The 11,773-nt window shown below is 67.6% G+C and carries 13 protein-coding genes; 6 read left to right on the top strand and 7 right to left on the bottom strand.

Features of this window, described 5'->3' with window-relative positions:
* Window positions 1–30: 30 nt before the first annotated feature.
* Window positions 31–423 (bottom strand): cell division protein ZapA, encoded by a 393-nt coding sequence (locus BUR94_RS05505; RefSeq protein WP_074255228.1) that lies wholly within the window; start codon window positions 421–423, stop codon window positions 31–33.
* On the bottom strand, window positions 416–769 hold the full coding sequence (locus BUR94_RS05500; RefSeq protein ID WP_139301226.1) for a hypothetical protein: 354 nt from the start codon (window positions 767–769) through the stop codon (window positions 416–418). Before BUR94_RS05500 ends, BUR94_RS05505 begins: the two co-directional genes overlap by 8 nt.
* Window positions 770–1,010: 241 nt before the next feature.
* Between BUR94_RS05500 and tkt the strand changes: the two genes are divergently transcribed.
* A complete protein-coding gene (gene tkt, locus BUR94_RS05495; protein ID WP_074255226.1) occupies window positions 1,011–3,026 on the top strand; it encodes a transketolase in 2,016 nt (671 codons plus the stop codon).
* Between the two features lie 106 nt (window positions 3,027–3,132).
* Here tkt and BUR94_RS05490 read toward each other — a convergent pair whose 3' ends face one another.
* A complete protein-coding gene (locus BUR94_RS05490) occupies window positions 3,133–3,522 on the bottom strand; it encodes a DoxX family protein (RefSeq protein ID WP_245794380.1) in 390 nt (129 codons plus the stop codon).
* A gap of 61 nt (window positions 3,523–3,583) precedes the next feature.
* Complete coding sequence (locus tag BUR94_RS05485) at window positions 3,584–4,537, bottom strand: DUF808 domain-containing protein (RefSeq protein WP_074255224.1); 954 nt, start codon at window positions 4,535–4,537, stop codon at window positions 3,584–3,586.
* 196 nt (window positions 4,538–4,733) lie between these two features.
* On the opposite strand from BUR94_RS05485, the gene gap (BUR94_RS05480) reads away from it, so the two are divergent.
* Together gap (BUR94_RS05480) and BUR94_RS05475 are read left to right on the top strand one after the other, a co-directional pair.
* On the top strand, window positions 4,734–5,732 hold the full coding sequence (gap, locus tag BUR94_RS05480) for a type I glyceraldehyde-3-phosphate dehydrogenase (protein WP_074255223.1): 999 nt from the start codon (window positions 4,734–4,736) through the stop codon (window positions 5,730–5,732).
* A gap of 131 nt (window positions 5,733–5,863) precedes the next feature.
* Complete coding sequence (locus BUR94_RS05475; protein ID WP_074255222.1) at window positions 5,864–6,007, top strand: glyceraldehyde-3-phosphate dehydrogenase; 144 nt, start codon at window positions 5,864–5,866, stop codon at window positions 6,005–6,007.
* A gap of 61 nt (window positions 6,008–6,068) precedes the next feature.
* On the opposite strand, the gene BUR94_RS05470 is transcribed toward BUR94_RS05475, so the two are convergent.
* Window positions 6,069–6,527, bottom strand: coding sequence for a hypothetical protein (locus BUR94_RS05470; protein ID WP_139301225.1), 459 nt, complete (start codon window positions 6,525–6,527; stop codon window positions 6,069–6,071).
* 284 nt (window positions 6,528–6,811) lie between these two features.
* Between BUR94_RS05470 and gap (BUR94_RS05465) the strand changes: the two genes are divergently transcribed.
* The 3 genes from gap (BUR94_RS05465) (at window position 6,812) to BUR94_RS20625 (ending at window position 8,855) form a co-directional block, all read left to right on the top strand.
* Window positions 6,812–7,813: a type I glyceraldehyde-3-phosphate dehydrogenase gene (gene gap / locus BUR94_RS05465; protein WP_074255220.1), complete on the top strand. Its 1,002-nt coding sequence runs from the start codon at window positions 6,812–6,814 to the stop codon at window positions 7,811–7,813.
* A gap of 116 nt (window positions 7,814–7,929) precedes the next feature.
* Window positions 7,930–8,559, top strand: coding sequence for a MarC family protein (locus BUR94_RS05460; protein WP_074255219.1), 630 nt, complete (start codon window positions 7,930–7,932; stop codon window positions 8,557–8,559).
* Window positions 8,560–8,696: 137 nt separating this feature from the next.
* Window positions 8,697–8,855, top strand: coding sequence for a hypothetical protein (locus BUR94_RS20625; protein WP_175570425.1), 159 nt, complete (start codon window positions 8,697–8,699; stop codon window positions 8,853–8,855).
* Window positions 8,856–9,122: 267 nt separating this feature from the next.
* Here the strand turns inward: BUR94_RS20625 and BUR94_RS05455 are convergent, their stop codons facing one another.
* Together BUR94_RS05455 and argE are read right to left on the bottom strand one after the other, a co-directional pair.
* Window positions 9,123–10,286 (bottom strand): M20 aminoacylase family protein, encoded by a 1,164-nt coding sequence (locus tag BUR94_RS05455; protein ID WP_074255218.1) that lies wholly within the window; start codon window positions 10,284–10,286, stop codon window positions 9,123–9,125.
* A 6-nt stretch (window positions 10,287–10,292) separates the two neighbouring features.
* Window positions 10,293–11,456 carry an acetylornithine deacetylase gene (gene argE, locus BUR94_RS05450; RefSeq protein ID WP_074255217.1) on the bottom strand — a complete coding sequence of 388 codons (1,164 nt, stop codon included), beginning with the start codon at window positions 11,454–11,456 and terminating at the stop codon, window positions 10,293–10,295.
* Between the last annotated feature and the right edge of the window lie 317 nt (window positions 11,457–11,773).

Here is an 11,773-nt window from a genome sequence, read left to right as displayed (position 1 = left end):
GAGCCCGGGGATGACGACGCGGGCAGCGCCCTAGCCCGCCTTTTCCTCCGCCTGGGCGGCAAGGCTCTCGGCCCGCGCGGCCAGCTCGGCCAGGAACTCCTCCACCTCGCGCGGAACCACCGGCACCTCCACGCGGGAGGGCTCGGGTCGTGGCATCGCCTTCATCTCCTCGATGAGCTTGTCCTGCGCCGCCAGCCGCTCCTCCGCCGCATTCGCCTTCTCCTCGAAGGCCGCGGTGCGGTCGGCCAGCATCAGCCCGGCCATCAGCAGCATCCGCGCCTCCGGCAGCCGCCCGATCTGCTTGACCAGCGCGCTGGCCTCGCGGTCCAGCAACTCTGCCGCGCCCCGGAGGTAGTGCTCCTCGCCCTCCTGGCAGGCCACCTGAAAGGTCCGTCCGCCAATCGAAATGTCGACCTCAGCCATGAGCGGCCTCCCCCAGCAGCGGCTCCAGCGCGGCGATCACCGCATCGAGCTCTTCCCGATCCTCGGCCTGCCGCGCCCGCAGCGCCGCCTCGGCCTCTTCCAGCTCCGCGATCCGGTCCTGCTGGCGCTCCTTCAGCGCCTTCATCGCGTCGATCCGCTCGCGCAGCTGGCTGTTGGCGGTCTGCTCTGCCTCCAGCGCCTGCCGCAGCTGCAGCACCTGCGCCTCCAGCCGCCGCATCTCCTCGGGGCTCGGCCCGGCGAGCTTGCTGTCATAGCTGGCCACCGCCGCGCCGATCCGGTCCATCGCCGCGGTCAGCCGCCTCTCAAGCGTTGATATTTCTGTCATTCTGCCGTCCCCCGCGATGTGACCCACCGCTCTTTTCTCTTGCACCTGTCGCGCTCCGGCGCTGCGCGCCCCGAATCGACACGCACGCCGGCTGATCCGAGTGTAACCAATGGCTGCACGGAATGCGCCCCTTTTGTTCCAGACACTTACCGCGCGGCCTTGATGCAGGCATGATGCCGCCTTGAACTCGGCCCCGAGCCTGCTATCACGACGCATCACAGCCGAACCAAGGGGACATTCCGTGGACATCGACGCGCTTCGCACTGCACATCCCGATCACTGGATGAAGGCCGCCTGCATCCGCACGCTCACGCTCGATGCGGTCGCCGCCGCCAATTCCGGTCACTCCGGGGCGCCGATGGGTATGGCCGATGTCGCCACCGTGCTCTTCGAAAAGCACCTGAAGTTCGATGCCTCGGCGCCCAACTGGCCCGACCGCGACCGCTTCATCCTCTCCGCCGGCCACGGTTCGATGCTGATCTACTCGCTGCTCTACCTCACCGGCGACGCCCAGATCACCCTCGACCAGGTCAAGAACTTCCGCCAGAAGGGCGCCCGCACCGCCGGCCACCCCGAGAACTTCCTCGCCGACGCCATCGAAACCACCACCGGCCCGCTCGGCCAGGGCATCGCCAACGCCGTCGGCTTCGCCATCGCCGAGGAGAGCCAGCGCGCCCATTGGGGCAAGAAGGTGGTGGATCACTACACCTGGTGCATCGCCGGCGACGGCTGCCTGATGGAGGGCGTGAGCCAGGAGGCCATCGCGCTGGCCGGCCACCTCAAGCTCTCCCGCCTGATCGTGCTGTGGGACAACAACGACATCACCATCGACGGCAAGGTCTCGCTCTCCGACTCGACCGACCAGGTGGCCCGCTTCGAGGCCTCGGGCTGGAACGTGCTGCAATGCGACGGCCACGACCCCGAGGCGATCGACGCGGCGATCACGGCGGCCAAGGCCTCCGACAAGCCCACCATGATCGCCTGCAAGACCCACATCGCGCTGGGCCATGCCGCGCAGGACACCTCCAAGGGCCACGGCGCCCTGACCGATGCCGGCCAGCTCGAAGCCGCCAAGAAGGCCTACGGCTGGACCTCGCCCGCCTTCACCATCCCCGCCGACCTCAAGAAGGCCTGGGAAGAGATCGGCGCCCGTGGTGCGCAGGATCGCAAGGATTGGGAAGTCCGTCTCGGCGCCCTCTCCGAGCGCAAGCGCGCCGAATGGGACCGCCAGCAGGCCGGCGAGGTGCCGCGCAAGCTCTCCGCCGTGGTCCGCGCCCTCAAGAAGCAGATCTCCGACGAGCAGCCCAAGGTTGCCACCCGCAAGGCCTCCGAGATGGCGCTCGAGGTGATCAACCCGGTGATGGTCGAAACCATCGGCGGCTCCGCCGACCTCACCGGCTCGAACAACACCAAGACCGCCGATCTCGGCGTCTTCTCCGCCGACAACCGCGAGGGCCGTTTCATCCACTACGGTATCCGCGAGCACGGCATGGCCGCCGCGATGAACGGCATGGCTTTGCATGGCGGCGTAAAGCCTTACAGCGGCACCTTCATGTGTTTCACCGACTATGCCCGCCCCTCCATGCGGCTCTCCGCGCTGATGAAGGTCGCGCCGGTCTACGTCATGACCCACGATTCCATCGGCCTCGGCGAAGACGGGCCGACCCACCAGCCGGTCGAGCACCTCGCCATGCTGCGGGCCACGCCCAACACGCTGGTCTTCCGCCCCGCCGATGCGGTCGAGACCGCCGAGGCCTGGGAGATCGCGCTGAGCCAGACCGGCACGCCCTCCGTGCTGGCCCTCTCGCGGCAGAACCTGCCCACCGTCCGCAAGGACCACAAGGGCAAGAACCTGACGGAACAGGGCGCCTATGTGCTCGCCGAGGCCGAGGGCAAGCGCCAGGCCATCCTCATCGCCACCGGCTCCGAGGTGAGCATCGCGATGGAGGCCAAGGCCCTGCTCGAGGGCGAGGGCATCGGCACCCGCGTGGTCTCCATGCCCTCGATGGAGCTCTTCGCGCAGCAGGACGAGAAGTACCGCAAGCGCGTGCTTCCCGGCGGCCCGGTCCGCGTGGCCGTCGAGGCTGCCGTGCGCCAGGGCTGGGATCAGTGGCTGCTGGGCGAGCGCGGTCGCGAGGCCAAGGCGGGCTTCGTCGGCATGTCGTCCTTCGGCGCGTCGGCCCCCGCCGAGGAGCTCTACGAGCACTTCGGCATCACCGCCGAGGCCGTGGCCGAGAAGGTCAAGAGCCTGCTCTGAGGCGGAGGCCACAGCGCCGCCCTCGTCCTCCAAAAGCATCATCCTCGGGCCCGCCCCGAGGATCTTCCGCCAAGAGGTCCTCGGAGCAGGCCCGAGGACGACCGCGCTACCCCCCCAGCGCAAACCGCCCCGGCCCGGCCACGGCCAGCGCCAGGCAGCCGCCCGCAATCGCCCAGTTCTTCACGAAGATGGTCATCTGCCAGGGGTCGCTGGGGATGTAGTGGAACATGCTGGTAAAGGCGCAATAGGCCGCCAGCGCCAGCGCCACCGGCGTGACCCAGACGCCCAGCACAAGGCACAGCGCCGCGCCCGCGTTGAAGGCCAGCGCCGGCCAGACCAGCCACGACGGCATGCCCCGGCCCGCCAGCAGGTCCATCACCGCCTGCGGCTGGGTCTTCTGCAGCGCACCGCCGACGAAGAGCGCCGCGATCAGCAGCCGCGCCACCAGCAGCGCCACCGATTGCCACATCATGCCGACCTCCACGGGGCGGGCCATCTGCGCCCCACGCGGCCGTCCGGCGCGGCCCCGGCGTGGGCGCAACCCGCCGCCCGCGGCCTCACCCGCGCACCGCCTTCCATGTCGGCGCGATCACCAGCTGCACCACCGGGATCAGCACGAAGCCCAGCAGCAGGCCGAAGACACCCGCAACCCCCGCGCCCGCGACCCATTCCACGATCCCCTGCGCGCCCTCGGGCACCTGCGCCGCCGCGGCCACCGCGATGTCATGCACCCAGTGCTCCGGGTCGTGCCAGCCCAGAACCGCCAGCGAATGGATGATGATCTGCCCGCCGACCCAGAGCATCGCCGCGGTGCCAATGATCATCAGCAGCTTCAGGAACCCCGGCATCCCCACCACGATCCCGCGCCCCAGCGCCCGGGTCAGCCCCAGCCGTCCGCGCTCGGCCATGTGGAGGCCCACGTCGTCGGCCTTCACGATCACCGCCACCCCGCCATAGACGGCCGCGGTGATCATCAGCCCCGCCAGCGCAAGCGCCGCGCCCTGGAACCAGACATTGTAGTCGGTCGGCAGGTTGGAGAGGATGATGGTCATGATCTCGGCGCTGAGGATGAAGTCGGTCTTGATCGCCCCCTTCACCTTCTGCTCCTCCAGATGCGCCACATCCCCCTCGATATGGATATCCACATGGTGCGAGCTTGGATGGAGCACGTGCCACACCTTCTCCGCCCCCTCGAAACACAGGTAGGCCCCGCCCACCATCAGCAAGGGGTATATGAGCCAAGGCGCGAAGGCCGAAAGCAGCAGCGCCGCGGGCAGCAGGATCACCAGCTTGTTGAAGATCGAGCCCCGCGCGATCTTCCACACGATCGGCAGCTCGCGCTTGGGCTCGAAGCCGTGCACGTATTTCGGCGTCACCGCCGCGTCGTCGATCACCGCGCCCGCCGCCTTGGCACTCGCCTTGGCCGCCTGGCTGGCGATATCGTCGATCGAGGCCGCCGCCAGCTTTGCAATCGCCGCCACGTCGTCCAGAAGTGCCAGAAGTCCGCTCATGTCCGCTCCCTGTTCCGCCCCTCGCAAGGTAAGGATTCGGAGGCCGGTGGCAAGCCACGCGGCCGCAATGCGCGCGTTTGCGCAAACTGCTATCGCTAACAGGCGATGTTTACGCTAACACGCTGATTTCCTGCACTTTCCCCGGTATGCGCCGGTATGCTACCCGCCTCCCCAAGGGCAAGCAGGGAGCGCGACCATGACCATCACCATCGGGATCAACGGATTTGGCCGGATCGGGCGCTGCACGCTGGCACATATCGCCGAGAGCGCGCGCAACGATGTGCAGGTGGTCCGGATCAACGCCCCCGGCGACATCGAGACCCACGCCCACCTGCTGCGCTACGACTCCGTGCACGGCCGCTTTCCCGGCGAGGTGCGCGTCAAGGACAAGGCCATCGACCTCGGCCGCGGCCCGATCGACGTGATGAGCAGCTACGACCCCGCCGAGCTCGACTGGGGCGGCTGCGACGTGGTGCTCGAATGCACCGGCACCTTCAACGACGGCCACAAATCCGCCATCCACCTCCAGCGCGGCGCCGGCAAGGTGCTGATCTCCGCCCCCGCCAGCAACGTCGACCGCACGGTGGTTTACGGCGTCAACCACCGCGCCCTGCGGCCCACCGAGCGCATGGTCTCCAACGGCTCCTGCACCACCAACTGCCTCGCGCCGCTGGCCAAGGTGCTCAACGACGCCATCGGCATCGAGCAGGGCCTGATGACCACGATCCACAGCTACACCGGCGACCAGCCCACGCTCGACCGCCGCCACAAGGATCTCTACCGCGCCCGCGCCGCCGCCATGGCGATGATCCCCACCTCCACCGGCGCCGCCAAGGCCCTCGGCGAGGTGCTGCCCGAGCTCGCCGGCAAGCTCGACGGCACCGCCATGCGCGTGCCCACCCCCAACGTCTCGGCGGTCGACCTCACCTTCACCGCCGCCCGCGACGTGAGTGTGGACAACGTCAACGAGGTTGTCCGCGAGGCCTGCGCCGGGCACATGGGCATGGTCATGGCCTACGACCCCGCGCCCAAGGTCTCGATCGACTTCAACCACACGCCGCAAAGCTCCATCTTTGCCCCCGACCAGACCAAGGTGGTGGGCCGCCTCGTGCGCGTGCTGGCCTGGTACGACAACGAATGGGGCTTCTCCGCCCGCATGGCCGACGTCGCCGGCCACATGGGCCGCCTGAACTGAGCCCCGCCGGGCCTTGCTGCCCGCGCCAGGAACGATCTGCACCACCCGAGGCAAGGCTCCCGACCGGGGCCGTTGCGAGCCTTGCCCTGCCCCGACTGGAAATCGCCACATTCCATCTCTACAGCAGGCCCATGACCAACCGGCTCGCCATCATCGTCTTCGCCCTCATCCTCGCCGCCCTGCTGGCTGACGGCCTGCTCAACGACGCCGCCGCCACCCTTTTCCTGCTGAAGAAATTCGCCGCCCTCACCGAGTGGATGGCCTTCTGGCGCTGACCCACGCGAAAAGGGCCGCCCAACCGGACGGCCCCCTGTTCGCGTTGCGCGAAGCGTCGTATCAGCTCTCGAAGGCGCTCTTCACGGCAGCTTCGATCTCGGCGGGCGAGTTGCCGTTGTTGAAGGCCTGCGCCAGCGCGGCGACTTCCTGGTCGTCGAGCTCCGACACCTGGTAGTCCCAGCCGCGAATGTCGAGCTTGGCTTGCAGGATCTCGCGCATGTTGTTCACGTCGAGCTCCAGGTCGATGTCGCCATCGGCCAGATCGGCGTAATATTCGGCGCGGGTCCCTTCGATGATCTCCTGAACGGCCATGTTCTTCTCACCGGCCGATTTGCCGGAGTCCGAGGTGGCCACGTAGATCAGGCGGATCTGGTCGTCGGTCAGGGTTTCGACTTCGACTTCCGGCGCGAATTCGGTCAGGTTGGCGGCGACCGCGTCACGCAGCTGGTCCGGAGTCATGGCAAAGCTGGCACCAGCGGTCATGGCAACGGCGGCAACGGTCATCATCAGGCGTTTCATATCGGATTCACTCCTATATCGTCTTGGTCCCCGATCTCTGTATCGGGGTCGGTGCCTCGCGGGGCCACCATTGGCCGGCCGCTGCACCGTCATTGCCTCCCCAACACGGCAGCGCGCCGATCCGTTCCAAAAAATTTTTCGCGCCGGTCCCGGGGCGCGCGTCTGCCCCCTCGCCCTTTGTCGGCTCCGGTGTATGCTGTCTTCAGCCCGCGTCTGTGCCGCGTCGGCTTGACATGCGGCCCGCAATCGCAATGTTAGCGTTAACACTCACGAAGGAGGTTCTCATGGCCGTCAAGGTTGCAATCAACGGGTTCGGCCGCATCGGCCGCAACGTGCTCCGCGCCATCATCGAATCGGGCCGCACCGATATCGAGGTGATCGCCATCAACGATCTCGGCCCGGTCGAGACCAACGCCCACCTGATCCGCTTCGACAGCGTGCACGGCCGCTTCCCCGGCGAGGTCACGGTGAAGGGTAACACCATCGACGTGGGCCGCGGCCCGATCGAGGTCACCGCCATCCGCAACCCGGCCGAGCTGCCCTGGAAGGATGTCGACGTTGTGATGGAATGCACCGGCATCTTCACCTCCAAGGAGGCTTGCCAGGCCCACCTCGAGAACGGCTCCTCCCGCGTGCTCATCTCCGCGCCGGGCAAGAACGCCGATGCCACCATCGTCTACGGCGTCAACCACGACACGCTGACCTCCGATCACGTCGTCGTCTCCAACGCGTCCTGCACCACCAACTGCCTCGCACCGGTGGCCAAGGTGCTGAACGACAGCATCGGCATCGCCAAGGGCTTCATGACGACGATCCACAGCTACACCGGCGACCAGCCGACGCTGGACACCATGCACAAGGATCTCTACCGCGCCCGCGCCGCCGCCATGTCGATGATCCCCACCAGCACCGGGGCGGCCAAGGCCGTGGGCCTGGTGCTGCCCGAGCTGAACGGCAAACTCGACGGCGTGGCGATCCGGGTGCCCACCCCCAACGTCTCGGTGGTGGATCTCACCTTCGAGGCCGCCCGCGAAACCACGGTCGAAGAGATCAACGAGGCGATGAAGGCCGCCGCCGCAGGCCCGCTCAAGGGCATCCTCGGCGTGACCGATCAGCCCAACGTGTCGATCGACTTCAACCACGACCCGCACAGCTCCACCTTCGCCCTCGACCAGACCAAGGTGATGGAGGGCACCATGTGCCGGATCCTCAGCTGGTATGACAACGAGTGGGGCTTCTCCAACCGCATGTCCGACACCGCCGTGGCGATGGGCAAGCTCATCTGACACCACGCCGCATTGCACAGCGAGGGGGCTGCCGCTACATCAGCGGCAGCCCCCTTTTTCTTGTGCCTCCCCAGCCGGTGGATGCCAGCACCTCTCATCCTCGGTGACCGCCGCCCATGCTCCCCTTCGAACAGCTCCTGCAAGAGTTCATCACGCTCTGGGTCGTGATCGACCCGATCGGCACCGTGCCGGTGTTCCTCGCCGTCACCGCCGGGCTCACCACCCGTGCGCGGCGCAAGGTGGCGATCAAGGCAGTGATCGTGGCGGGCTCGGTGCTGCTGGCCTTCATGGTGGCGGGCCAGGTGATCCTCGAGGCGCTCGGCCTCGGCCTGCCCTCCTTCCAGATCGCCGGCGGGCTGGTGCTCTTCCTCTTCGCGCTCTCGATGATCTTCGGGCCGGGCAAGCCCGAGGCCGAGATCGCCGAGGCCGAGGAGAGCACGACCCAGACGGCGATCCACCCGGTCGCCATACCCTCCATCGCCTCGCCCGGGGCCATGCTGGCCGTCGTGGTGCTCACCGACAACGACCGCTTCTCGATCAGCCACCAGGCGCAGACGGCCGGCATCCTGCTGGTAATCCTCGCCGTCACCCTCGTCTTTCTCTACCTCGCCTCCCCGATCCTCAAGCTGATCGGCCCGGCCGGGGCCTCGATCATCTCCCGCGTCATGGGCATGATCCTGGCCGCCGTTGCGGTAGATGCGGTGCTGCGCGGGCTGGTGCAGATCGGCGCCCTTTCCCCCTTCTGACCCTCACGCATGGCTCCTGCCCTTGAGCCATGCAGCCAGCGCAATCCCGTTAGCGCAAACTGTCCGTTGTGCCGCGCTGCAGCATGACTATCTCTGCATCACAAGAGGACAGACTGATCAGAGAAAGGACAGCACCGATGACCGTCTTGAACACCCTTCGCGCCGCCTACGCCAAGCACCGCGCCTACGTCCGCACCCGCGACGAGATCGCCTCCATGCCGCGTGATGTGGCCCTCGACCTCGGCCTCTTCCCCGAAGACGCCAGCCGGATCGCCCGCACCGCCATCTACGGCTGACCCCGGCGCATTCCGCCTCGGCTTGCGGCAGGTCATCCTCGGGCCCCGACCCGAGGATCTACCCCCAAGCCCCCAACGCACAGGTCATCCTCGGGCCCGACCCGAGGATCTCCCCGCCCCCACACCCGGGCCGCCACGCCACACCGGCGTCATCGCGCGCCGCCTTGGCCCGCGCCACCCATGTCAAAAGACGTATGAAAACACTGTGCCCGGGTCGTGCCTGTGCCGTCAGAACGGGCTGACGGCACAGATCCCGGTCACCCGGCCTCAGGCCGCGGGCATCCGCTTTTCCACGATCTCCGCCCACCAGCTGCAACCCGCCGGAATCGCTTCGTCGTTGAAGTTGTACTCCGGGTGATGCACCGCTGCGGTGTCGCCATTGCCGACGAGGATATAGGCCCCCGGCCGCTCCTCCAGCATGAAGGCAAAGTCCTCGCCCCCCATCACCAGCGGTGCCTCCGCGCATTCGCCCGCCACCGAGGCCGCAACCTCCGCCGCAAAGGCCGTTTGCTCCTCGGAGTTCACCATCACCGGGTAGCCCCGCATGTAGGTGACCTTGGCCTTGGCCCCGAACATCTCGGCGCATTTCTCGGCGATCTCCGGCAGCCGCTTCTCCACCAGCGCGCGGGTGTCGGCGCTCAGCGTCCGCACCGTCCCCTTCAGTTCCACCCGCTGCGGGATCACGTTGAAGGCCTTGCTCGAGGTCTCGAAGCTGGTGACCGAAACCACCGCCTCCTTGGTCGGGTCCGAGTTGCGGCTCACGATGGTCTGGAGCGCCAGCACCGTGTGCGAGGCCACCACCGTCGAATCCACGGTCTCCTGCGGCTTGGCCGCATGGCCGCCCTTTCCCTCGATATCAATGATGAACTGGTCGGTCGCGGCAAAGAAGGCGCCGGGCCGGATGGCAAAGCTGCCGGTCGGCAGGCCCGGCCAGTTGTGCATCCCGTAGACCTCCTGGATGCCCCACTTCTCCATCATCCCGTCCTCGCACATCTCCCGGCCACCGCCGCCACCCTCCTCGGCGGGCTGGAAGATCACCACCACGGTGCCGTCGAAGTTGCGGGTCTCGGCGAGGTACTTCGCGGCCCCCAGCAGCATCGCGGTATGGCCGTCATGGCCGCAGGCATGCATCGCGCCCGGCGTCTTCGAGGCATAGTCGAGCCCGGTCTGCTCGTTGATCGGCAGCGCGTCCATGTCGGCCCTGAGCCCGATCACCTTGCCCGAGCCATTTGCCTTGCCCTTGATGACAGCCACCACGCCGGTGCGCCCGATCCCCTCGGTCACCTCGTCGCACCCGAAGTCCCGCAACTTGTCGGCCACCAGCCTCGAGGTCCGGTGAGTCTCGAACAGGATTTCCGGATGCATGTGCAGGTCCTGCCGCCAGGCGGCGATCTCGGGCTGCATCTCGGAGAGTCGATTCTTGATGGGCACTTCGGGTTACTCCTTGAGGTGATCGAGCAGCCGCTCCATGTAGCGGCGGCCTTCGTCGAATTGTGCGATGGTCATATATTCGTCTGCCTTGTGAGCCTGTGCAATGTCTCCCGGACCGCAAATCACGGTCGAGTAACGCGCCTCCTGGAATTGCCCGGCCTCCGAGGCAAAGCTCACCACCCGCCCCGGCCCGTTATCGCCGGTCAGCGCCCGCACAAGCGGCTCGGCGCGGGCCGCCTCTCCGGTTTCCGGCGCAAGGCCGGGCACGTCGAAAAGCTCCTGCAGGGCAAAACCCGCCTCCGGGTGCACCGCCTTCATGCCGGCCTCGATCCCGGCCACCTCGGCGCGCAGCCGCGCCCGCCAATCGGCGGTCGCCTCCATCGGCATCACCCTGAAATCGAACAGCAATTCGCAATGCTCCGCGGTGATGTTATGCACCTCTCCGCCCCTGATCCGGCCCACGTGCAGGGTCGTGCAGGGCGGGGTGAACACCGCCTCCTCCGTCGTGGGCACGCGGGCGAACTGCGCCGCGTTCACCTCGTTGGCCCAGCCAATGAGCCGCGCCGCCTCCATGATCGCGCTGACCCCCTCGTGCATCATCGACGAATGCACCGGAAAGCCCTTCACCTCGATCCGGAAGCCGAGGTTGCCCTTGTGCCCGGTGACCGGCTTCAGCATCGAGGGCTCGCCCACGATCACCGCCTCCGCCCGCGGCAGCCCGCTGGCCTGAAGCGCCTCGATCATCGGCGGCGCGCCGAAACAGCCGATCTCCTCGTCGTAGCTGAGACCGATCTGGAGGGGGCGCGCAACGCCCCGCTCGGCGGCCTGCCCCATCGCCCAGAGCGCCAGCGCGTCGAACCCCTTCATGTCGGCCACGCCCCGCCCGTAGAGCCGCCCGTCGCGCTCCTCCACGCGCCAGGGGTCGCTGGCCCAGCTCTGCCCTTCCACCGGCACCACGTCGGTATGGCCCGAGAGCAGCACGCCGCCCGGCGCATCCGGCCCCACCGAGGCAAAGAGCGCCGCCTTCTGTCCGGTGGAATCGGGCACCCGCGTCGCGGCGATGCCACGCTCCGCGAGCCAGCCCTCCACCCAGTCGATCAGGTCGAGGTTGGAAGCCGAGGAGACGGTCGGAAACGAAACCAGCTTTTCGAGAATGTCGCGTGGGGTCACGGGTCTGGGGGAGCCTTCTGTGCGCCCCGGGCACGGGGCCGATACACAGGGTGTCGCCCCGCCACGCAGAGGTCAAGGCCCCCTGCCCATTCGGCAGGCACTTGCCCAATCGCGCCGCAAGGTCAGGCGATGAAACCGTTGCGCCTCTGCCGTTTCATGCTACCGTCGCGCTCAGGGGATGGCGCGGCCGCGGGGGCGGGCGCGTGAAAACACCCAAAAAACAAGGTTGGACAGGGAGAGAGTATGGCCCGCATCGGCTCCTGCTCTGCTCAGGGAAACAAGGGTATATCCGGGGCGGTCAATCCGCGTGCCCGGGC

The organism is Vannielia litorea (assembly GCF_900142295.1).
Taxonomy (GTDB): Bacteria; Pseudomonadota; Alphaproteobacteria; order Rhodobacterales; family Rhodobacteraceae; genus Vannielia; species Vannielia litorea.
This window is presented reverse-complemented; position numbering and strand designations above follow the sequence as displayed.